This window comes from Cupriavidus sp. 01L45 (assembly GCF_056399885.1).
On the sequence record NZ_JBFTSG010000039.1, the window covers coordinates 26,558 to 48,048 of the forward strand.

The following is a 21,491-nucleotide window of genomic DNA, read 5'->3' on the forward strand; positions in this document are numbered from 1 at the left end:
TGATCGTTGTCTACAACAAAACTCAGTGTGTGGCTTGCACGCGGGGCTCAGCCCAGCGACTTGCAGAAGGCGACGATGCGGCGCGCGCCTTCCAGGCATTCCCCGGGCGTGGCCACCAGCGCCATGCGCACGCGGTTGGCGCCCGGGTTGATGCCGTCGGCCTCGCGCGCCAGGAAGCTGCCCGGCAGCACGGTGACGTTCTGTTCGGCCAGCAGGCGGGCGGCGAATTCGGTATCCGTCAGTCCCGTGCGCGAAACATCCGCCCACAGGTAGAAGCCGGCATCGGGCAGGGCCACGTCCAGCACTTCGGCCAGCATCGGCGTGACTTCGGCGAACTTGCGCACATAGGCGGCGCGGTTGTCGCGCACATGGGCCTCGTCGTTCCAGGCTGCCACGCTGGCTGCCTGCACCGCCGGGTTCATGGCGCCGCCGTGATAGGTACGGTATAGCAGGAATTTCTTCAGCAGGGCGGCGTCGCCCGCCACGAAGCCCGAGCGCAGGCCGGGCACATTGGAGCGCTTGGACAGGCTGGAGAACATCACCAGCCGCTCGAAGGGATGGGTGCCTTCGGCGCGGCCCAGCTTGTGCGCCGCTTCCAGCGCGCCCAATGGCGGCTCGCCTTCCTTGAAATAGATTTCCGAGTAGCACTCGTCCGAGGCGATCACGAAGCCGTGACGGTCGGACAGCGCGAACAGCTCGCGCCAGTCTTCCAGCGACAGCACGGCGCCGGTCGGGTTGCCAGGGGAGCACACATAGACCAGTTGCACCCTGGCCCAGGTGTCGTCGGAGATGCGATCGAAGGCCGGGGCGAAATTGCGCGCCGGGTCGCTGTTGGCGAACACCGGGGTGGCGCCGGCCAGCAGCGCCGCGCCTTCGTAGATCTGGTAGAACGGGTTGGGGCAGAGCACCAGCGCGCCAGGCCGGCTGGCGTCGACCACGGTCTGGGCGAAGGCGAACAGCGCCTCGCGCGAGCCGGTCACCGGCAGGACCTGGGTGGCGGCATTGACCGCCGGCAGGCCGTAGCGGCGCTGCAGCCACGCGGCTATGCACTGTCGTAGTGCGTCCGAACCTGCCGTTGTGGGATAATTCGCCAGTCCCGCAAGTGACTCCGACAGCGCCGTCTTGATGAATTCGGGCGTGGGATGCTTGGGTTCGCCAATGCCGAAGCTGATAGCGGGCAACGCGCCGTTCGGTTTGACGTCAGCCAGCATCACGCGCAGTTTTTCGAACGGATAGGGCTGGAGCAGGTCGAGGCGGGGATTCACGGTCAGGTTCAGGCCGGTAGGGCCAAGCTCAAAGCCGGTCATTATAAAGGATTGCCGGGCTTTCCCGCGCGCCCGCAAGGGCCTGGCGGCGCGCCGGATCCATCAGCGCGGCATGATGCAAGCCCCGCTCGCCTGTAGTCACCCGTCCGGCCCGATGCCGGTTACCGGTGGACGGGGCGCCCGTGTGTCCCTGGACGATTTTCCGATACCGAATACAAACAGGCCGCCCACCCGGCGGCCCTATCTCGCTTTTATGAGCAATCTGCCTGCTTCGCCTGCATCTTCCTGCGCCCCGGCCGGTTCCGAGCCGCATGCCTTCAAATCCACTTTATCCATCCTGCTGGGTGCCTCGGTCTGGGGTATCGCCTGGTTTCCGTACCGGCTGCTGGCAGGCTGGGGGCTGGGCGGCATGACGGCGGCGGCGCTGGTCAGCGCGCTGGCCGCGCTGATCGCACTGGCCGCGTTCGCGCGCCACTTGGGCGGCCTGCGCTGGTCGTGGCTGTTTGTCGCCATCGGGCTGGCGGCCGGCGTGACCAACGCCGGGTTCGTGTGGGGCAGCGTCAACGGCCACGTGATGCGGGTCTTGCTGCTGTTCTACCTGACGCCGGTGTGGACGGCCTTGTTCGCCCGCGCCTTCCTTGGCGAGAAGCTGTCCGCGGCCGGCTTGCTGCTGGTGGCGCTGGCGCTGTTTGGCGCGGGCCTGATGCTGTGGACGCCGGAAGTCGGCCTGCCGCTGCCGACGCATGCCGCCGAATGGTCGGGCCTGATCGGCGGCATGGGATTCGCCGTGAACAATGTGCTGTCGCGCCGGGCCGGCCAGCTCTACCCGGAAATGGATGCGCGCCTGCGCACCGTCATGGTCTACCTGGGTTGCACCGCGGTCGGCTTGCCCTGCGCGCTCTGGCTGGAGCCGGGCGGCGTCGCCTTGGCGCCGGCAATCGGCTGGGGCGGCCTGGCGCTGATGCTGGGCCTGGCCGCCACCCTGGTCCTGAGCAATTCGGTGGTCCAGTACGGGTTGCAGCGCCTTCCGGCCAATCGGGTATCCCTGCTGATGCTGTTCGAGATCGTGATCGCGGCGGTGTCGTCGTGGTGGCTGGCGACCGAGACGCTGAGCTGGAAGGAGGCCGCCGGTGGCCTGTGCATCGTGGCGGCCGGCGCCTTGTCCGGGCTGGTGCACCGCGCCAGGGCCAGCGCCGCCGCCGGCGCGGGTGGAGCCGGGGATCCGGCGCTGCAGCCGCAATAGCCAGCGGCCTGGCCTGGTAAGGGCTTAGTAAAGCATCGCCCGCGAGACAACCGCCACCAGCGGCCTGCGTATCGCGCGTTCGACGCCCGCGGGCAGGTGCAGCGGGCGCAGCAGCATCTTGACTGTCATTTCGATCGGCAGGTTGCGCCGGATTACCGCGCTGACCCTGGAATTGAGCTTGCGCACGTCCTTCTGTGGAATATGCTCGGTGCCGCGCTCGATGCGCAGCACATTGCGCAGTGCGATCTCCGCGTCTTCGTTCTTGATCTCCAGCAGGCGGCGCACCAGCGCGCCCAGCACGCGCAGGCGGCCGAGCCGTTCCGCGGCGTTGAAGCTGTTGAAGTAGCGGTAGAAGTGCTTGTAGTGGCGCACTTCGTCGTTGGCGATGCGGCGCGTCAGGCTGCGCAGCACCGGTTCGTCGCTGGCTTGCTCCAGCGCGCGGTAGAGCGCCGCGGTGCCGGTTTCGACTACGCATCGGGCGGCCATTTCAAGTGCTTCTGACGTCTCAAAATTGTCCACCGAGCAGGTGTGGCGGTATTCCTCGAAGAACCGCGCGTAACCGCGTTCCCAGTCGAACTCCGGCCAGACATGTTCCACGTAACGCCGCAGGGCCAGGCCGTGCTGCAGCTCCTCGGCCTCCCAGTGTTCGGACAGCCAGCCGGAAGCCTCCGGATGGGCGGCGTAATAGCCGGCCAGATTGCCGGCGTAAGTGTCCGAGCCGCTCTCAACGAACGAGGCGGACACCAGCAGGTAGAACAACTCCCGATCGGGCCGCACCCGGGCGATGTCGATCGCCCCGAAATCGATCTGGCTGAGAGACCAGGGCAGCGCTTTTGCCGTGGGACCGGCAGCCTGGCCGGGCGAGCTTTCGTGTGATGTCGCCGGTGTGTAGGCGGTCATGCTGGACACTCCCAGAAGAGTAGCGAGGCAGGCTTCGCGTTGTACCGGCGAGAGATGGCGTACTGGCCTCGGAATGAGGGGCGCAATGGGCATCAAAGATCACGCTGACAGTGAAGAGACTAGCATTAACCCTCGGAAGTTTCCCGCAGGGTGCACAAGGCAGTGTCGTTTCCGGCAATACAAGCGCTCCCTGGCATGCGAAACGTCACCCCGGAGTGTGGGGCTGGGACTGTACAAGGTGCATCGGAAATGGCTCAAACACCATTGGGAAATGGCTTCCGCTTAGCCCGGAAAGCGCGCGGACGCGGAAGGCACGATGGTATGATTAGCGCCAACTATCGGGCACAAGAGCCAGGCATGGGGCGCAAGCGGCACGCGTCGCCTGGCTTCTCGTTGAGCCCGGCTTCCTGAACGCTGCATTACGCTAAATACCCCACGACCAACCGTGCGACTGTCCTCGATCAAACTGGCGGGCTTCAAGTCCTTTGTCGATCCCACCAATTTTCAAGTGCCCGGCCAGCTGGTCGGCATCGTCGGTCCCAACGGCTGCGGCAAGTCGAACATCATCGATGCGGTGCGCTGGGTGCTGGGTGAGTCGCGTGCCTCCGAGCTGCGCGGCGAGTCCATGCAGGACGTGATCTTCAATGGCTCCACGGCCCGCAAGCAGGCCGGGCGCGCCAGCGTCGAACTGGTGTTCGACAACCCCGAGGGGCGTGCCGGCGGGCAATGGAGCCAATATGCCGAGATCGCCGTCAAGCGGGTGCTGACCCGCGACGGCACGTCCTCGTACTACATCAATAACCAGGCCGTGCGCCGCCGCGACATCCAGGACATCTTCCTGGGTACCGGCCTGGGGCCGCGCGCCTACGCCATCATCGGGCAGGGCATGATCTCGCGCATCATCGAGGCCAAGCCCGACGACATGCGGATTTTCCTGGAAGAAGCCGCCGGCGTGTCCAAATACAAGGAACGCCGCCGCGAGACCGAAAACCGCCTGTCCGACACACGCGAGAACCTGACCCGCGTCGAAGACATCCTGCGCGAACTCGGCACCAACCTGGACAAGCTCGAAGGCCAGGCCGAAGTGGCCCAGCGCTTCAAGACGCTGCAGTCCGACGGCGAGGAAAAGCAGCACCTGCTGTGGCTGCTGCGCAAGCGCGAGGCGCAGGCCGAGCAGGAACGGCACACGCGCGCCATCGAACAGGCGCAGATCGATCTCGAAGCCCAGACCGCGCAGTTGCGTCACGTCGAGGCCGAACTCGAAACCATGCGCGCCGCGCATTATGCGGCGTCGGACAACATGCACACCGCGCAGGGCGCGCTGTACGAAGCCAATGCCGAGGTCAGCAAGCTCGAGGCCGAGATCCGCTATGTGGTGGAATCGCGCAATCGCGTGCAGGCGCAGATCGCCGCGTTGACCGCGCAGCGCGAGCAGTGGCAGGGCAAGGCCGAGCAGGCCACCGACGCGCTCGCGCAGGCCGAGGAAGAACTGGCGGTGGCGGAAGGCCGCACCGTCGAGGCACAGGAGGCGGTGGCGCACAAGACCGACGAGCTGCCCACGCTGGAAGCCCAGTGGCGCGATGCCCAGACGCTGTCCAACGAGCAGCGCGCCAGCATCATGCAGGCCGAGCAGGCGCTCAAGCTCGAAGCCGCGCAGCAGCGCAGCGCCGACCAGATGCTGCAGCAGCTGGAACAGCGCCGCGAACGCCTGTCCGGCGAGGAGAAGGGGCTCGACCGCCCGGATGAAATCCGCCTGGAAGAGCAGCGCGCCGAACTGGCCGAGCAGGAAGCCGTGCTGGAAGAAGCGCAGGCCATCCTGGCCGATTCCGCCGAAAGCGTGCCGCGCCTGGACGCCGGGCGCCGCAGCGCGCAGGAACGTGTGCAGAGCGAGGCCGCGGCGATCGCATCGCTGGAAGCCCGCCTGGCCGCGCTGAAGCAGCTCCAGGAAAACGTTCAGACCGAAGGCAAGGTGCAGCCCTGGCTGGCCAAGCACGGCCTGGCCGAACTGCCGCGCCTGTGGAAGAAGGTTCATATCGAGCCGGGCTGGGAAAGCGCGCTGGAATCCGTGCTGCGCGAAAAACTCGCCGCGCTCGAAGTCTCCAACCTGGACTGGATCACGTCCTTCCTGTCCGACGCGCCGCCCGCCAAGCTGGCCTTCTACTCGCCGCCGCCGRCCGCACGCCCGCAGGAAACCCCTGCCGGCCTGCGCCCGCTGATGGCGCTGGTGCAGATCACCGAGCCCGGCATCCGGGCCGTGATGCAAGACTGGCTGGCCGATGTCTATACCGCCACCGACATGGCTTCGGCGCTCGCCCAGCGCGCCACGCTGCCGGAAGGCGCATCTTTTGTCGTGGCCGAGGGCCACCTGGTGGGCCGCAGCTCGGTCCACCTCTACGCTGCCGATTCCGAGCAGGCCGGCATGCTGGCTCGCGAGCAGGAAATCGAGAACCTGCAGAAGCAGGCGCGCGCCCAGATGCTGCTGTCGGATGAGGCCAAGAGCCAGGCGGTACGCGCCGAAGCGGCCTACACCCAGGCCAGCGCCGCTCTGACGGAGGCACGCGGGGGCAGCGAGCAGGCCACCCGCCGCGTGCACGCGCTGCAGATGGACGTGCTCAAGCTGTCGCAGGCCATGGAGCGCTATGCCGCGCGCAGCGGCCAGATCCGCGAGGAGCTGGCGGAAATCGGCGCGCAGATCGAAGAGCAGCGCGCCATCCGCGCCGAATCCGAAGCCAGCTTCGAGCATCACGACGCCGCGCTGGCCGAAATGCAGGCCACGCACGAAGACCACCAGATGGCCTTCGAGGCGCTGGACAGCAAGCTGTCTTCGGCACGGCACCAGTTGCGCGATTTCGAGCGCGCGGCGCAGGAAGCCCTGTTCGCCGAGCGCAATCTCGCCAACCGCATCGAAGAGCTGCGCCGCAATATCCAGACAGCCGGCGACCAGTCGGAGCGCCTTGCCCAGTCGCTGGAAGACGCGCGCGCCGAACTGGAAACCATCAACGAGCAGACCGCCCACACCGGCCTGCAGGATGCGCTGGAGCGCCGTGCCGAGAAGGAAGAAAAGCTCCAGCTCGCCCGCACGGAACTCGATGCGCTGTCAGCGCAGCTGCGCCAGTACGACGACCAGCGCCTGGCCGCCGAACGCAGCCTGCAGCCGCTGCGCGACCGCATCACCGAATACCAGTTGAAGGAACAGGCCGCGCGCCTGAACCAGGAGCAGTTCAGCGAACAACTGACCACCGCCGAGGTGGACGAGGACGCGCTGGCCGAGAAGCTGACCCCGGACCTCAAGCCTTCCTACCTGCAAGGCGAAGTCACCCGCCTGAACAACGCCATCAACGCGCTTGGGCCGGTGAACATGGCGGCGCTGGACGAGCTGGCGGCCGCGCGCGAGCGCAAGACCTTCCTCGATGCGCAATCGGCCGACCTGATCGACGCCATCACCACGCTGGAAGACGCGATCCACAAGATCGACCAGGAAACCCGCGCGATGCTGCAGGGGACCTTCGACCAGGTCAACCACCACTTCGGCGAGCTGTTCCCGTCGCTGTTCGGCGGCGGCCAGGCCAAGCTCATCATGACCGGCGACGAAATCCTCGACGCGGGCGTGCAGGTGATGGCGCAGCCGCCAGGCAAGAAGAACTCGACGATTCACCTGCTGTCCGGCGGCGAGAAGGCCCTGACCGCGATTGCGCTGGTGTTCGCCATGTTCCAGCTCAACCCCGCACCGTTCTGCCTGCTCGACGAGGTGGACGCGCCGCTGGACGATGCCAATACCGAGCGCTACGCCAATATGGTGGCGCGCATGTCGGACAAGACCCAGTTTGTTTTCATTTCCCACAATAAAATCGCAATGGAAATGGCACACCAGTTGATTGGCGTGACGATGCAGGAGCAAGGCGTCTCGCGTATCGTCGCCGTGGATATGGACGCAGCGATGTCGATGGCGGAGGCAGCATGACGCTCCAGACTGCCCTTATCGTGGCAGGCATTGTCCTGCTGCTGCTGGTGGTGGCTTATAACCAATGGCAGATCCGCAAGGCGCGCCGCCCGCGCGCGCTGCAGCCCGAGGACGACCTGCCGCCGATGCGCGAGCCGGTGGTCAGCCCGGTGGTGACGCCGGAAGTCAGTGCCAAGCTGCACGAGCCGCCGGCCGCGCATGTCGTCGAGCGGCGCGAGCCCACGCTGTCGGGCTCGCCGCTGGACGCTGCCGCCGTGGCGGCCGGCATGGCCGCCAGTTCGGCGGATGCCGATGAAGCGGTGGCCGACGAAGTCGCCATCGCCGCCGCGCCGGCATCCGGCCATGCCGCCTCGCGCAAGCCAGCGGACGCCGAAGGTGTGCAAGCCGCGGCTGGCCAGCCGGTGGCGCAGGCGCACGCCGAACACGGGGGGCATGCCGAACACGCAGCGCACGAGGAAGGCGAAGGCCACGCGACCGCGCAGCAGGAAGCCGCGCCGCGCAAGGAAGCCTATGTCGAGCCCGCCGTCCCCGACGGCCAGCCCACGCCCGCGGTGATTGATCCGCTGATCGACTGCATCGTGCCGCTGCACCTGGAGCGCAAGAGCTCCGGTGACCGCATCCTGCCGCTCACCGGCCGCCTGCGCCGCGCGGGGACCAAACAGGTGCATATCGAGGGCCTGCGCGCCGAGGCCAATGCGTGGGAAGCGGTCACCGCCGGTCACCAGTACGAAGACCTGCAGGTAGCGGTACAACTCGCCAATCGGGGTGGGGCGCTCAATGCGCTCGAGTTTTCCGAGTTCGTCAACGCGGTGGAAGCGCTGGCGGAGTCGCTCGATGCGTCTGCCGAGCTGCCCGACATGAGCGAGACGGTCGCCAACGGTCGCGAGCTGGATGGGTTTGCCGCAAGCTGCGACGTGCAGCTTGGCGTCAATGTGATCTCCGACGGCGCGCCGTGGTCGGCCGCCTACGTGCAGACTGTGGCGACCCAGGACGGCCTGGTGCTGTCGCGCGACGGCACCCGCTTTACCCGCTACCAGGCCGGCGCCGATGGCGTTCAGCGTGCCTTGTTCACGCTGCAGTTCGGCGACACCAACTTCCTGCGCGACGATCTGACGGCCAAGGCTGGCCGTCAGATCACGCTGCTGCTCGACGTGCCGTCGGCGGCGCAGGCGACCAAGCCGTTCAAGACGGTGTGCGAGTATGGCTACAGCCTGGCGCAGCGCATGGGTGCGCAACTGGTCGACGACAATATGCGGCCGCTGAGCGAGTCGTCCTTCGTCGCCATCTTCGGCCAGCTGCAAACGCTCTACGACAAGCTCGAGGCGCGCGGCATGCCCGCAGGCTCGCCCGTGACCCTACGTTTGTTCAGTCTCTGAAACAGCAGTACGACATCGGATCCGGTCATTCAGCATGAGTTCCCAACGAGAAGGTGCGGCGGCGCAAGCCCCCGCACCTGCCGGCGATTCTCCCGCCGCGCGCGCTGACTGGCTGCGCGCCGAGCTGGAGCGGCATAACTATCAGTATTACGTGCTCGACGCGCCGTCGGTTCCCGATGCGGAATACGACGCGCTGTTCCGCGAGCTGCAGGACATCGAGGCGGCCCATCCCGACTTGCTGACGCCGGAGTCGCCCACCCAGCGCGTGGGCGGACAGCCGCTGTCGGCATTCGACACGGTGCGCCACGCCATTCCGATGCTGTCGCTCAACAACGCCTTCGAAGACGAAGATGTGGTGGCATTCGATCGCCGTTGCGCGCAGGGGCTGGCGCGGACCGCGCCGGCGGAGGGCACGGCCGACCTGTTCGGCACCGCCGATGCCGTGGAATATGCCAGCGAGCTGAAGTTCGATGGCCTGGCCATGTCCTTGCGCTATGAAGACGGCCGGCTGGTGCAGGCCGCCACGCGCGGCGACGGCGAAACCGGCGAAGACGTAACCGTCAATGTCCGCACCATCAAGGCCATTCCGCTGCGTTTGCGCGGGGCGGCGCCGGCGGTGCTGGAAGTGCGCGGCGAGGTCTTCATGTACCGCCGCGAGTTCGACAAGCTCAACGCGCGGCAGGCCGAGGCGGGCGAAAAGACCTTCGTCAATCCGCGCAATGCCGCTGCCGGCAGCCTGCGCCAGCTGGACCCGCGCATCACCGCCAGGCGGCCCCTGTCGTTCTTCGCCTACGGGCTGGGCGAACTGCAGGGCGCGCCGCGTCCCGATACGCACAGCGCCATGCTCGACTGGTTTGCCGGGCTTGGGATGCCGGTCTGCGCGGAACGCGCGGTAGTGCGCGGCGCCGAGGGGCTGCTGGACTTCTACCGTGGCGTGGGCGAGCGCCGTGGCAGCTTGCCGTACGACATCGATGGCGTGGTGTACAAGGTTAATGCGCTGGCGGAGCAGGAGCAGCTCGGTTTCGTGTCGCGCGCGCCGCGCTTTGCCCTGGCGCACAAGTTTCCCGCCCAGGAAATGACCACGGTGGTCGAGGACATTGAAGTGCAGGTTGGCCGCACCGGCGCCATCACGCCGGTGGCACGGCTGGCGCCGGTGTTCGTGGGCGGCGTGACCGTGACCAATGCCACGCTGCACAACGAGGACGAGATCCGCCGCAAGGACGTCCATATCGGCGATACCGTGATCGTGCGGCGCGCCGGCGATGTGATTCCGGAAGTGGTGGCGGTGGTGCCGGAGCGCCGGCCCGCCGATGCCCGCGCCTTTGTCATGCCGACAACGTGCCCCGTGTGCGGATCGCATATCGAAAAGCTGGAAGGCGAGGTGATCGCGCGCTGCACCGGCGGGCTGATCTGCGCGGCGCAGCGCAAGCAGGCGCTGCTGCATTTCGCGCAACGCCGCGCCATGGATATCGAGGGCCTGGGCGATAAGGTAGTCGAGCAACTGGTCGACCTGGGCATCGTGCATACGCCCGCCGACCTGTACAAGCTCGGCGTCGCCAAGCTGGCAGCGCTGGACCGGATGGCCGACAAGTCGGCCACCAACCTGGTGGCGGCCATCGAAGTGTCGCGTGAGACCACGCTTAACCGCTTCATCTTCGCGCTGGGCATCCGCCATGTGGGCGAGGCGACGGCCAAGGACCTGGCCAAGCACTTCGGCAAGCTGGATGGCCTGCTGGCCGCCGATGAGGCCGCCTTGCTGGAGGTCAACGACGTAGGCCCGGTGGTGGCGCAGTCGATCGCCAACTTCCTTGCCGAGCCGCACAATGTGGAAGTCATCGAGCAATTGCGCGCGGCCGGCGTGCACTGGCAGGAAAGCGAACCGGCGGCGCGCGCCGCGCCCGCGCCGCTGGCCGGCAAGACCTTCGTGCTCACCGGCACGCTGCCCACGCTGTCGCGCGAGGCCGCCAAGGAAATGCTGGAAGCCGCCGGCGCCAAGGTGGCCGGTTCGGTGTCGAAGAAGACCGACTACGTGGTGGCCGGCGCGGAAGCTGGCAGCAAACTGGAAAAGGCCGAGGCGCTCGGCGTGCCCGTGCTTGACGAGGCCGCCATGCTGGCCTTGCTGGCCGAGATTCAAACCGGAGATCAAGGATGATCCGTGACATTCTAAAGATGGGCGACCCACGCCTGCTGCAGGTAGCGCGCCCGGTCACGCGCTTCAATACGCCGGAGTTGCGGCTGCTGATCGACGATATGTTCGACACCATGGATCACGCCAACGGCGCTGGCCTCGCCGCGCCGCAGATCGGCGTGGACCTCCAGGTGGTGATCTTCGGTTTCGATCGCAATCCGCGCTATCCGGATGCGCCGACCGTGCCCAAGACCGTGCTGATCAATCCCGAGCTGACGCCGATTGGCGAGGAGCAGGACGAGGCCTGGGAAGGCTGCCTGTCGGTACCGGGCTTGCGTGGCGTGGTGCCTCGCTATACCCGGCTGAAGTACACCGGATTCGACATGATGGGGGCGCGCATCGAGCGGGTGGCGGAGGACTTCCATGCGCGGGTGGTGCAGCATGAATGCGATCACCTGCAGGGTATCCTTTATCCCATGCGAGTGCGGGATTTCACGCGATTCGGCTTTACCGAGGTACTGTTCCCCGAGTTGCCTCCCAATAGCGACGACTGATCGCTTCGCCCGGCGCGGCGGGGGCCTTCCCGTCGCCGCGCTTCCTGGCGCGGTGCGACTTCACCAACGAGAATGGAGCGGCGGCCAGGCGTTGTGCCGCTTCGGTATCAGGAGACGGGACATGAGGACATTGCGCCGTGGGCGTTACGCGCCGATCGCGCTGCTTGCGCTCGCGGTCGCCGCGCWGTTCGGCTGCGCGGCGACCGGCGTGGACAACGGTGCCGCGCAGGCCAGGCCGGCAACCGCCGCGGCGCCACAGGCGGCGGCCTCCCACTGGCAGCGCGTAAAGCTTGGCACGGGCGCGCAGACCTACGATTTCCCGGTCTATGCCAACCATCCGCTGGACGGTGATCTGAGCGGCATCCGCGAGGTGATCTTTGTTCAGCACGGGCTGCAGCGTAACGGCGACGACTACTTCGCCGCCGGCGCGGACTTGCTCAGGCAAACCGGCCGCAATCCCGACGAGGTGCTGCTGCTGGCGCCCAATTTCCCCGGCACGCCGGACGTGGCCAAGGGCAAGGTCTTCGACCATATGCCGGTGTGGAGCGTGCAGGGCTGGATGGGCGGCGAGGATGCCCTCAACCCACCGTACTCGACCAGCTCGCTGCAGGTGCTGGACGATCTCGTCGGCATGGTGACCGACAAGCGCCGCTTCCCGGCCGTGACCCGCGTAACGATTGCCGGCCATTCGGGCGGCGCGCAACTGGTGCACCGCTATGCGGTACTGAACAATGTCGACGAGCGCATTCGCGCGGGCGGTATCGACCTGCGCTACGTGGTGGCGAATCCTTCGTCGTATCTCTATTTCACGCCGGAGCGCCCGAGCGGCAAGGGCTTCGCACGCTATGACACGGCCATTTGCGCGGACTACGACAAATACCGGTACGGCATGCGCGACATGGTGCCGTATGCGCGCGGCGCGACGGGCGACGCGCTGTTCCGCCGCTATCTGCAGCGCCAGGTGACCTATCTGGTGGGGACGGAAGACAACGACCCCAACCACCGCGTGCTCGACAAGGCCTGCGGCGCCGAAGCCGAAGGCCCGACCAGGCTGGAGCGGGCGCGCGGCTACCTGCGCTACGAGCGCTATCTTGCCGCCCCGTTGGGCAGCCAGCGCCCGCCGGTCCGCCACCAGGCCTTCGAGGTGGTCGGCGTCGGCCATAACCAGGGGCGCATGCTTGGCTCGCAATGCGGGGCGAAAGCGGTATTCGGGCTGGCGGAGACGGCCAATGCCGATGGCGCGGCTTGCCGGGCGCCGCAGCTATGAGGTGACGGGAGTGGGGCAGGGCGCTGGCACGCGCCGATCAGTGTGAACGCTGGCGGCCACCTGGCCGCCAGCGTTCAGGGCAAGGCGCTCAGAACTTCTCGAACGCGCCGAGGAAGCGCCACTGGCCGACCGGCAGGTCGCCCAGCACGATGCGGCCCATGCGCACGCGCTTCAGGCCCACGACCCGCAGGCCGACCTGTTCGCACATGCGGCGGATCTGCCGCTTCTTGCCCTCGCGCAGCACGAAGCGCAATTGCTCCTCGTTCTGCCAGCTGACCTTGGCCGGCTTGAGCGCCTCGCCGTCCAGGGACAGGCCGTGGCGCAGCTTCTCGATCAGCTCCGCGGGGAAGACTTTCGAGATATCGCGCTCGACCAGGCCTTCGGGCGAATCCCAGCTCACCCGCACCAGGTATTCCTTCTCCACCGTCGAGTCTTCACCGATCAGGTGGCGCGCAACGCGGCCGTCCTGGGTCAGCACCAGCAGGCCGGTGGAGTCGATGTCGAGCCGGCCGGCGGGGGCCAGGCTCTTGCGCTGCCACGGGGCGAAGCGCTTGCGGGTGGGGTCGAGTTCCCACTGGTTCTCCGGCGCGAACAGCACCGCGGCCGGCTCATAGCCGTCCTCGGCCTGGCCCGACACGTAGCCGACGGGCTTGTGCAGCAACACGGTCACGCGTTCGCCCTGCTCGGAGCGGGCAGCCTGGTGGATCTCGATGTTGGCGTCCGGGCTGATGCGCGAGCCGAGTTCAGTGACGGGCTGGCCGTCGACCAGCACCCAGCCGCGCGGAATCCATTCGTCGGCTTCGCGGCGCGAGCACAGGCCGAGTTCCGACATCCGCTTGGACAGGCGTACCAGGCCATCGGAGCTGGGCTGGGGCGCATGCCGCGCGGGCGCGGCGCGCTCCGCGCCCGTGCCCTGGCCGGCATCGTGCGCGCGGCGCGGACGGCTTTGTCCTTCGCCGGGGGCGAAGTTGCGCGGGCGATCATTGCCTTCGCCGGCAAAGCGGCGCGGRCGATCCTGGCYTTCACCGGGGGCGAAACGGCGCAGACGATCCTGACCTTCGCCGGGGGTGAAGCGGCGCGGACGATCCTGACCTTCTCCAGGGGTGAAGCGGCGGGGGCGATCCTGGCCTTCGCCGGGGGCGAAACGGCGCGGACGATCCTGGCCTTCACCGGAGTCGAAACGGCGCGGGCGATCATTACTTTCGCCAGCAAAGCGGCGGGGACGATCCTGACCTTCGCCAGGGCCGAAACGGCGGGGGCGATCCTGGCCTTCACCGGGGGTGAAACGGCGCGGGCGGTCCTGGCCTTCACCGGGACCGAAATTGCGCGGGCGATCATTRCCTTCGCCAGCAAAGCGGCGGGGACGATCCTGACCTTCGCCGGGGCCGAAACGGCGGGGGCGATCCTGGCCTTCACCGGGGGTGAAACGGCGCGGGCGGTCCTGACCCTCACCTGAGTCGAAACGGCGCGGGCGATCCTGGCCTTCGCCAGCAAAGCGGCGGGGACGATCCTGGCCTTCACCGGGGGGGAAACGGCGCGGGCGGTCCTGGCCTTCGCCAGCAAAGCGCCGCGGACGATCCTGCCCTTCGCCTGAACCGAAACGGCGCGGACGGTCGTCGCCTTCGCCGGCAAAGCGGCGGGGACGGTCCTGGCCTTCACCGGTGCGCGGGCCACGTGGCGGGCGCTGGGCACCGTCTTCCGCCTTCTTGCGCGAGCGCTCGCCGCCGCCGGCGCGCTCCTGTGCCTGCTTGATGCCGTCGACCACGGCGCGTACGCGACCGCGGTTCAGGTCTGACACGCGCACCGGCCGGGTGGCGCCGGGTTTGCGGGCGTTGCCTTCGGAGGCGGCCTTGATGCCCAGCGTCTTGCGCTTGGGCGAATTGCTATCGGTCATATCTTCTATGTGGGGCGTCCGGCCTAGATGGCCAGCGCCGCCAGCAGGTCCTGTTCGAGCTGTAACTGCAGTTTGTTATCCGAGGCGAGGCGGCTGCCGTCGACCAGGAAAACGTCTTCCACCCGCTCACCGAGCGTGTTGATGCGGGCGGTATGCACCGAGATGCGATGTTTGGCCAATACGCGCGAGATGGCGTACAAAAGACCGGTGCGGTCGTTGGCCGAGAGCGACAGCAGGTAATACTGGCCGCGCTCGTCGGCACGCAGGTCGACACGCGGCTTGATCGGGAAGCTGCGCGACTGGCGCGACAGCCGTCCCTGGGTGGGTTCCGGCAGGGCAGCCTGCTGCTGCAGGCGCTCGGCCAGTTCGTGCTCTACCAGCGCAATGATGTCGCGGTAATTGCCGCTCGCATCGCTGCTGATGCCCGGATCGGTTACCTGGAAGGTATCGAGCGCGTAGCCGTGCCGGGTGGTGTGGATCTTGGCTTCCTGGATGGAGAAGCTCTTGCGTTCGAAATAGCCGCAGATGCGGGCGAATACGTCGGGCTGGTCCTTGACGTAGACCGCTACCTGCAGGCCTTCGCCGGCGGGCGACAGGCGCGCCTTGACCACCGGCGTTGGGCTGTCCACCTTGTTGTACAGGTGGCGCGTGAGCCAGGCGATGTCGCGCGCATCGTGGCGCAGGAAAAAGGCGACGTCGAGCTGGGCCCACAGCGGCTTGCCCAGTTCCGGGTCAAACGCCTTGAGCCGTAGCTGGGCGATCGTGTCGTCCCTGCGCTGCGCCCACAGCGAATGCGGATCGACGCGGGCGCCGCCCAGCACGCGCAGCGTGATGCGGTAGAGGTCTTCCAGCAGTTTGCCTTTCCACGCGTTCCACACCTTGGGGCTGGTGCCGCGGATATCGGCCACGGTCAGCAGGTAGAGCGCGGTCAGGTTGCGCTCGGTGCCGACCACCCGCGCGAACGCATGGATCACGTCGGCATCGGTCAGGTCCTGCTTCTGCGCCACATGGCTCATGGTCAGGTGATGCTCGACCAGCCAGGCGATCAGGTCGGTATCCTCGCGGCCGATGCCGTGCTGCTTGCAAAAGCGCCGCGCATCGGCGGTGCCGAGCTTGGAGTGGTCGCCGCCGCGGCCTTTGGCGATATCGTGGAACAGCGCAGCCACCCACAGCACCCAGGGACGGTCGAAGGTTGCCATCAACTGGCTGCAGAAGGGGAACTCGTGGGTGTGCTCGACAATGGCGAAGCGGCGCATGTTGCGCACCACCATCAGGATGTGCTGGTCCACCGTATAGACGTGGAACAGGTCGTGCTGCATCTGCCCGACGATGCGGCGGAAGTTGATCAGGTAGCGGCCCAGCACGCTGGTCTGGTTCATCAGCCGCAGCGCGTGGGTGATGCCCTGCGGCTCCTGCACGATGGCAAGGAACAGGCGGCGGTTTTCCGGATCGTTGCGCCAGCCGGCATCCATCACCGTGCGGGCGTTGTACAGGCCGCGCAGCGTGCGGGGCGACAGGCCCTTGACGCCGGGTGTGCGCTCGTACACCAGGAAGGTTTCCAGGATGGCGTGGGGTTCGCGCTCGTAGAGATCGTCGCTGGTGATCTCCAGCATGCCCTGGCGTTCCACGAAGCGCTCGTTGATGACGCGCGTCACCTTGGATTCGCTGGGGAACAGCATGGCCTCGATATTGAGCAGCAGCACGATATTGAGCTGCGTGACCGCCTTGGCCGCCCAGTAGTAACGGCGCATCAGCTGCTCGCTGGCGCGCTTGTTGTTGTTCTGGCGGTAGCCGAAGGCCTCGGCCAGCGCGGTCTGCAGGTCGAACACCAATACGTCCTGGCGGCGTCCGGCGACCAGGTGCAGGCGCGCGCGGATGGTCTTGAGCAGTCGCTCGTTGCGCGCCAGTTCCTGCGCTTCGCGTTCGCTCAGCAGGTCGCGCTCGAACAGTTCTTTCCAGCTATCCCCCAGGCCCGCCGCCTTGGTCATCCACAGGATGACCTGCAGGTCGCGCAGGCCGCCGGGGCTTTCCTTGCTGTTGGGTTCGAGCGAGTAGGGCGTGTCCTGATATTTGGCATGGCGCTGGCGCATTTCCAGCAGCTTGGCCTGGAAGAAGGCGCGCGGGTCCAGGTCGGCCTGGTAGCGCGTCTGCAGCTCGGTGAAGAGCGCGCGGTTGCCCGTCAGCAGGCGCGCTTCGAGCAGGGACGTCTGGATGGTCACGTCCTGGCGCGATTCGCGGATGCAGTCGTCCACGGTACGCACGGCGGAGCCGATTTCGAGCCCGAGATCCCAGCACAGGCCGATGAACTTCTCCAGCCGTTCGGTGGTGTCCTGGTCGGGTTCCGACGGCAGCAGCAGCAGCACGTCCACGTCGGAATACGGGAACAGTTCGCCGCGCCCGTAGCCCCCCACGGCCACCAGCGCGCTATGCGCCGGCAGGCCCAGTCCGCGCCAGGCTTCGGTCAGCGCGTTGTCCACCGCGCGCCGCAGGCGCGTCAGCAGCTGGCCGACGTGGCCGTGCGCGTTGAAATCCTCGAACACGGCTTGCTTGTCGGCTTTGAGCTGATCGCGAACACGGGTGGCGAGGATGAGTTCCGGCGTGGCGTCCATGGCTGGGGCTGAGTGCATCGAAGGGACGGCTGAAATAAGAAGGGCGCCAACTTTGGCGCCCGTAGCGTCAGGCTGCGACAGAATCCGTAATGAAGGCGGGTGGCGCCTGCGTACCCTCGGAGACCGTCAGCACGTCATAGCCGGTCTCGGTCACCAGGATGGTGTGCTCCCATTGCGCCGACAGGCTGCGGTCGCGGGTCTTGACGGTCCAGTGGTCTGGCATGGTGCGGATGTCGCGCTTGCCGGCGTTGACCATCGGCTCGATCGTGAAGATCATGCCGGCCTGGATCTCCATGCCGGTGCCCGGGCGGCCGTAATGCAGGATCTGCGGGTCTTCGTGGAAGTTCTTGCCGATGCCGTGGCCGCAGTATTCGCGCACCACGGTATAGCCGGCGGCTTCCGCATGGACCTGGATCACATGGCCGATGTCGCCGAGGCGGGCACCGGGGCGCACCTGGGCGATGCCTTTCCACATGCACTCGAACGTGATCTGGGCCAGGCGCTTGGCCAGGATCGAGCCCTCGCCGGCGATGAACATGCGGCTGGTGTCGCCGTAGTAGCCTTCCTTGGTGATCACGGTGATATCGAGATTGACCGCGTCGCCGGACTTCAGCACGCGCTCGCCCGGGATGCCGTGGCAGATCACGTCGTTGACCGAGGTGCAGATGGCGCCAGGGAAGGGGGGGTAGCCCGGGGGCGCATAATTCAGCGGCGCCGGCACCGTGCCCTGCACATCGCGCATATAGGCGTGGCACAGCCGGTCGAGTTCGCCGGTGGTGACGCCCGGCTTGACGAAGGGCGTGATGTAGTCGAGGACCTCGGAGGCCAGCCGGCAGGCTACCCGCATTTGGGCGATGTCGTCGGCGTTCTTGATATGGATGCTCATGCTACTCGCAAAAGTGGCGGCGAAGCCACTGGCTGCGCCTTAATTCGAATCTGAAAGTGGGATTATCGCACCATCGGGCATCGACCGCAGCCGAAAACGGGCTGCGCCGGATGCGGGCGCGGTCCGGGCGGGCGGCGCAAGCGCGGGGAGGCGCGCGAGGCGCCCCGGGGCTTTCCGACGGCTGCCCACCTTCCCCATCATAGTTAGCCTCTTGAGCGAAGTCCTGTTTTGTTGCTACAATCTTGGGCTGGCTTTCTTTCGGCTTTTCGTCACCCGGCGATGCATGCGGTGGCGTGGCTGGTGGTTGCTAGGCCGGGCACGTTACTTGTTGTTGCGTGTTCGCTTTGTTTGCAGGCGCCCGGCGCTTGTGAATTGTTTGAAGTTTGAAATTGCGAGTCCGTCCATCCGGGGTGTTCCTTTTCAGGAATGTCGGGGCGGCCTTCAGACCTAACCCTTTTGGAGATTTTCATGTCCGTTACCATGCGCGAAATGCTGGAAGCCGGTTGCCACTTCGGCCACCAAACCCGCTTCTGGAACCCCAAGATGGCTCCGTACATCTTCGGCCATCGCAACAAGATCCATATTATCAACCTCGAAAAGACGTTGCCGATGTTCCAGGACGCGCTGAAGTACGTGCGTCAACTGGCAGCAAACCGCGGCACCGTGCTGTTCGTGGGCACCAAGCGTCAATCGCGCGAAATCCTGGCTGAAGAAGCAGGCCGCGCAGGCATGCCTTACGTCGACGCCCGCTGGCTCGGCGGCATGATGACCAACTTCAAGACCGTCAAGATCTCGATCAAGCGCCTGAAGGACATGGAAGCCGCCAAGGAAGCCGGCGCGCTGGAAACCATGAGCAAGAAGGAAGCGCTGATGTTCGAGCGCGAAATGGACAAGCTGCAAAAGTCCATCGGCGGCATCAAGGACATGAACGGCGTGCCTGACGCTATCTTCGTGGTCGACGTCGGCTACCACAAGATTGCCGTGACCGAAGCCAAGAAGCTGGGCGTGCCCGTGATCGGCGTGGTCGATACCAACCACTCGCCGGAAGGCATCGACTATGTGATCCCCGGTAACGACGACTCGAGCAAGGCAGTTGCCCTGTACGTGCGCGGCGTGGCCGACGCGATCCTGGAAGGCCGTGCAAACGCCGTGCAGGACGTGGTTGAAGCCGCTCGCGGCGGCGACGATTTCGTCGAAGTCGAAGAAGCCTAAGCGCTTGCTGCCGAAAGGACCCCGTACCGCGCGCACAGCAAGCTGACCATCACCGCTAGCCGACCGGCCCCTGGGCCGGTGCGCTGCGCGCAGCCGGGGCTTTCCGGCAATCAAGGGGGCGAATCTTACGCCCCCTTTTTTCGAATTGTTGTCATCCGCCGCAGGCATCATCTGGCGCGGGTGAAGTTGAACATACCCCCGGTCCCGGGCCCGCCAGATCGATTGCGGGCAGGCCGGGGCGAACCATTCAAGGAGTGACAAATGGCGGCAATTACCGCAAGCATGGTGGCAGAACTGCGCGCAAAGACCGACGCGCCGATGATGGAATGCAAGAAGGCCCTGACCGAGGCCGACGGCAACCTGGAAAAAGCTGAAGAGCTGCTGCGCGTCAAGCTGGGCAACAAGGCCAGCAAGGCCGCTTCGCGCGTCACCGCCGAAGGCGTGGTCGTGTCGTACATCGACGGCAACACCGGTGCGCTGGTGGAACTGAACTGCGAAACCGACTTCGTGTCGAAGAACGACGACTTCCTGGCGTTCTCGGCCAAGGTCGCCGAACTGGTCGCCAAGCAGAACCCGGCCGACGTGGCCGCGCTGTCGGCGCTGGAAATCGACGGTGTTTCCGTTGAAGCCACCCGTACCGCCCTGATCGGCAAGATCGGCGAAAACCTGGCGATCCGCCGCTTCGTGCGCTACGCAAACGGCGGCAAGCTGGCCGCCTACCTGCACGGCACCCGCATCGGCGTGATGGTCGAGTTCGAAGGCGACGAAACCGCTGCCAAGGACGTGGCCATGCACGTTGCCGCGATGAAGCCGGTGTCTCTGTCGTCCGCCGACGTGCCCGCCKAGCTGATCGCCAAGGAGCGCAGCATCGCCGAGCAGAAGGCCGCCGAATCGGGCAAGCCGGCTGAAATCGTCGCCAAGATGGTCGACGGTTCGGTGCAGAAGTACCTGAAGGAAGTGTCGCTGTTCAACCAGGCCTTCGTGAAGAACGACAAGCAGACCGTCGAGCAGATGCTCAAGTCCGTCAACACCACGGTCAAGGGCTTCACCCTGTACGTGGTCGGCGAAGGCATCGAGAAGAAGCAGGACGACTTCGCCGCCGAAGTGGCCGCCCAGGTGGCAGCCGCCCAGAAGGCCTGAAGTCCTGGCGGCCAGGCGGGTACCCGGCAGGGTGCCCCGGCGGCCGCCGTATAATGCCGAGGGGCACCGCGAGGTGCCCCTCGGCACAAATGACCGCGCCACGCTTACCCGTGCGGCGCGGGCGCCGTAGCCCGTTTCCGCGGTCGTCTGACTTGCCGTGCGTTTGCCGTGCAGGAGCAGGCCACCCCGAAAACCGGCTTTTACAGCGGCGGCACGCCGATCCGTGCCGCACGCATTCAAATTTCCGGCTCGCTCGTGCGAGCCGAACCAGCTCCGGGGATCAATATGCCAGCCTATAAGCGCGTCCTACTGAAATTGTCCGGCGAGGCCCTGATGGGCGATGATGCCTTCGGCATCAACCGCGCCACTATCGAGGCCATGGTCAATGATATTGCCGAGATCGTCAGGCTCGGCGTCCAGGTCGCGGTGGTGATTGGCGGCGGCAATATCTTCCGCGGCGTGGCCGGCGGGGCGGCGGGCATGGACCGCGCCACGGCCGACTACATGGGCATGCTGGCCACCATGATGAATGCGCTGGCGCTGCAGGACGCGATGCGCCACGCCGACATCGTGGGCCGCGTGCAATCGGCCCTGCGCATGGACCAGGTGGTCGAGCCTTACATCCGCCCGCGCGCCATCCGCCAGCTGGAAGAGGGCAAGGTGGTGATCTTCGCCGCCGGCACCGGCAATCCCTTTTTCACGACCGACACCGCGGCAGCCCTGCGCGGCGCGGAAATCGGCGCGGAGATCGTGCTCAAGGCAACCAAGGTGGACGGCGTTTATACGGCCGACCCCAAGAAAGACCCCAGCGCCACGCGCTACACGACCATTTCCTTCGACGAGGCCATCTCGCGCAACCTGCAGGTGATGGATGCCACGGCATTTGCCCTTTGCCGCGACCAGAAGCTGCCGATCAAGGTGTTCTCGATTGTGAAGCCGGGTGCGCTCAAGCGCGTGATTCTTGGCGAGGATGAGGGTACGCTGGTGCACGTCTGATCGCTGGCCAGCCGCCGGTGCGTGGCCGCCAGGAGTGGCATGCGGTCCGGCAAAGAGTAG

General features: G+C 66.5%; 14 protein-coding genes and 1 pseudogene. 9 read left to right on the forward strand and 6 right to left on the reverse strand.

The genetic code is table 11. The annotated features are described in order from the left end of the window. Positions 1-47 precede the first annotated feature (47 nt). A complete protein-coding gene (dapC, locus tag AC1DT6_RS25185; RefSeq protein WP_441633445.1) occupies positions 48-1,265 on the reverse strand; it encodes a succinyldiaminopimelate transaminase in 1,218 nt (405 codons plus the stop codon). Between the two features lie 253 nt (positions 1,266-1,518). Here dapC and AC1DT6_RS25190 point away from each other — a divergent pair, with 253 nt between their 5' ends. Then, a complete protein-coding gene (locus AC1DT6_RS25190) occupies positions 1,519-2,508 on the forward strand; it encodes a DMT family transporter (protein ID WP_441633429.1) in 990 nt (329 codons plus the stop codon). 24 nt (positions 2,509-2,532) lie between these two features. Here AC1DT6_RS25190 and AC1DT6_RS25195 read toward each other — a convergent pair whose 3' ends face one another. Beyond that, positions 2,533-3,408, reverse strand: coding sequence for a ferritin family protein (locus AC1DT6_RS25195; protein ID WP_441633431.1), 876 nt, complete (start codon positions 3,406-3,408; stop codon positions 2,533-2,535). 445 nt (positions 3,409-3,853) lie between these two features. On the opposite strand from AC1DT6_RS25195, the gene smc reads away from it, so the two are divergent. From smc to AC1DT6_RS25220, 5 genes are all read left to right on the forward strand, one after another. Next, a complete protein-coding gene (gene smc, locus AC1DT6_RS25200; protein ID WP_477114982.1) occupies positions 3,854-7,369 on the forward strand; it encodes a chromosome segregation protein SMC in 3,516 nt (1,171 codons plus the stop codon). Beyond that, positions 7,366-8,745, forward strand: coding sequence for a cell division protein ZipA C-terminal FtsZ-binding domain-containing protein (locus AC1DT6_RS25205; RefSeq protein WP_441633435.1), 1,380 nt, complete (start codon positions 7,366-7,368; stop codon positions 8,743-8,745). Before smc ends, AC1DT6_RS25205 begins: the two co-directional genes overlap by 4 nt. 34 nt (positions 8,746-8,779) lie before the next feature. Further along, a complete protein-coding gene (gene ligA / locus AC1DT6_RS25210; protein ID WP_477102506.1) occupies positions 8,780-10,897 on the forward strand; it encodes an NAD-dependent DNA ligase LigA in 2,118 nt (705 codons plus the stop codon). Beyond that, positions 10,894-11,427, forward strand: a complete 534-nt coding sequence (gene def, locus AC1DT6_RS25215; RefSeq protein ID WP_035864901.1) for a peptide deformylase — start codon at positions 10,894-10,896, stop codon at positions 11,425-11,427. Before ligA ends, def begins: the two co-directional genes overlap by 4 nt. Positions 11,428-11,548: 121 nt before the next feature. Further along, entirely contained in the window at positions 11,549-12,694 is a 1,146-nt protein-coding gene (locus AC1DT6_RS25220) for a hypothetical protein (RefSeq protein ID WP_477114983.1), read from the forward strand. Between the two features lie 88 nt (positions 12,695-12,782). Here the strand turns inward: AC1DT6_RS25220 and AC1DT6_RS25225 are convergent, their stop codons facing one another. The 4 genes and pseudogenes from AC1DT6_RS25225 to AC1DT6_RS25240 form a co-directional block, all read right to left on the reverse strand. Beyond that, on the reverse strand, positions 12,783-14,588 hold the full coding sequence (locus AC1DT6_RS25225; protein ID WP_477114984.1) for a pseudouridine synthase: 1,806 nt from the start codon (positions 14,586-14,588) through the stop codon (positions 12,783-12,785). A gap of 23 nt (positions 14,589-14,611) precedes the next feature. Beyond that, positions 14,612-17,215, reverse strand: coding sequence for a [protein-PII] uridylyltransferase (locus AC1DT6_RS25230; RefSeq protein WP_477111677.1), 2,604 nt, complete (start codon positions 17,213-17,215; stop codon positions 14,612-14,614). A gap of 49 nt (positions 17,216-17,264) precedes the next feature. Continuing rightward, positions 17,265-18,086: pseudogene (gene map, locus AC1DT6_RS25235) on the reverse strand (type I methionyl aminopeptidase); the annotation flags it as partial. Positions 18,087-18,352: 266 nt separating this feature from the next. Further along, the gene (locus AC1DT6_RS25240) at positions 18,353-18,553 is read right to left on the reverse strand and encodes a hypothetical protein (protein ID WP_441631998.1); all 201 of its coding nucleotides are present in this window, start codon (positions 18,551-18,553) and stop codon (positions 18,353-18,355) included. Between AC1DT6_RS25240 and rpsB the strand changes: the two genes are divergently transcribed. From rpsB to pyrH, 3 genes are all read left to right on the forward strand, one after another. Further along, on the forward strand, positions 18,552-19,295 hold the full coding sequence (rpsB, locus tag AC1DT6_RS25245) for a 30S ribosomal protein S2 (protein WP_045241490.1): 744 nt from the start codon (positions 18,552-18,554) through the stop codon (positions 19,293-19,295). The two genes, AC1DT6_RS25240 and rpsB, sit on opposite strands and share 2 nt — an antisense overlap. Positions 19,296-19,556: 261 nt before the next feature. Beyond that, complete coding sequence (tsf, locus tag AC1DT6_RS25250) at positions 19,557-20,435, forward strand: translation elongation factor Ts (RefSeq protein ID WP_477114985.1); 879 nt, start codon at positions 19,557-19,559, stop codon at positions 20,433-20,435. A gap of 285 nt (positions 20,436-20,720) precedes the next feature. Beyond that, positions 20,721-21,431, forward strand: coding sequence for a UMP kinase (pyrH, locus tag AC1DT6_RS25255; protein ID WP_441631994.1), 711 nt, complete (start codon positions 20,721-20,723; stop codon positions 21,429-21,431). Positions 21,432-21,491 lie beyond the last annotated feature (60 nt).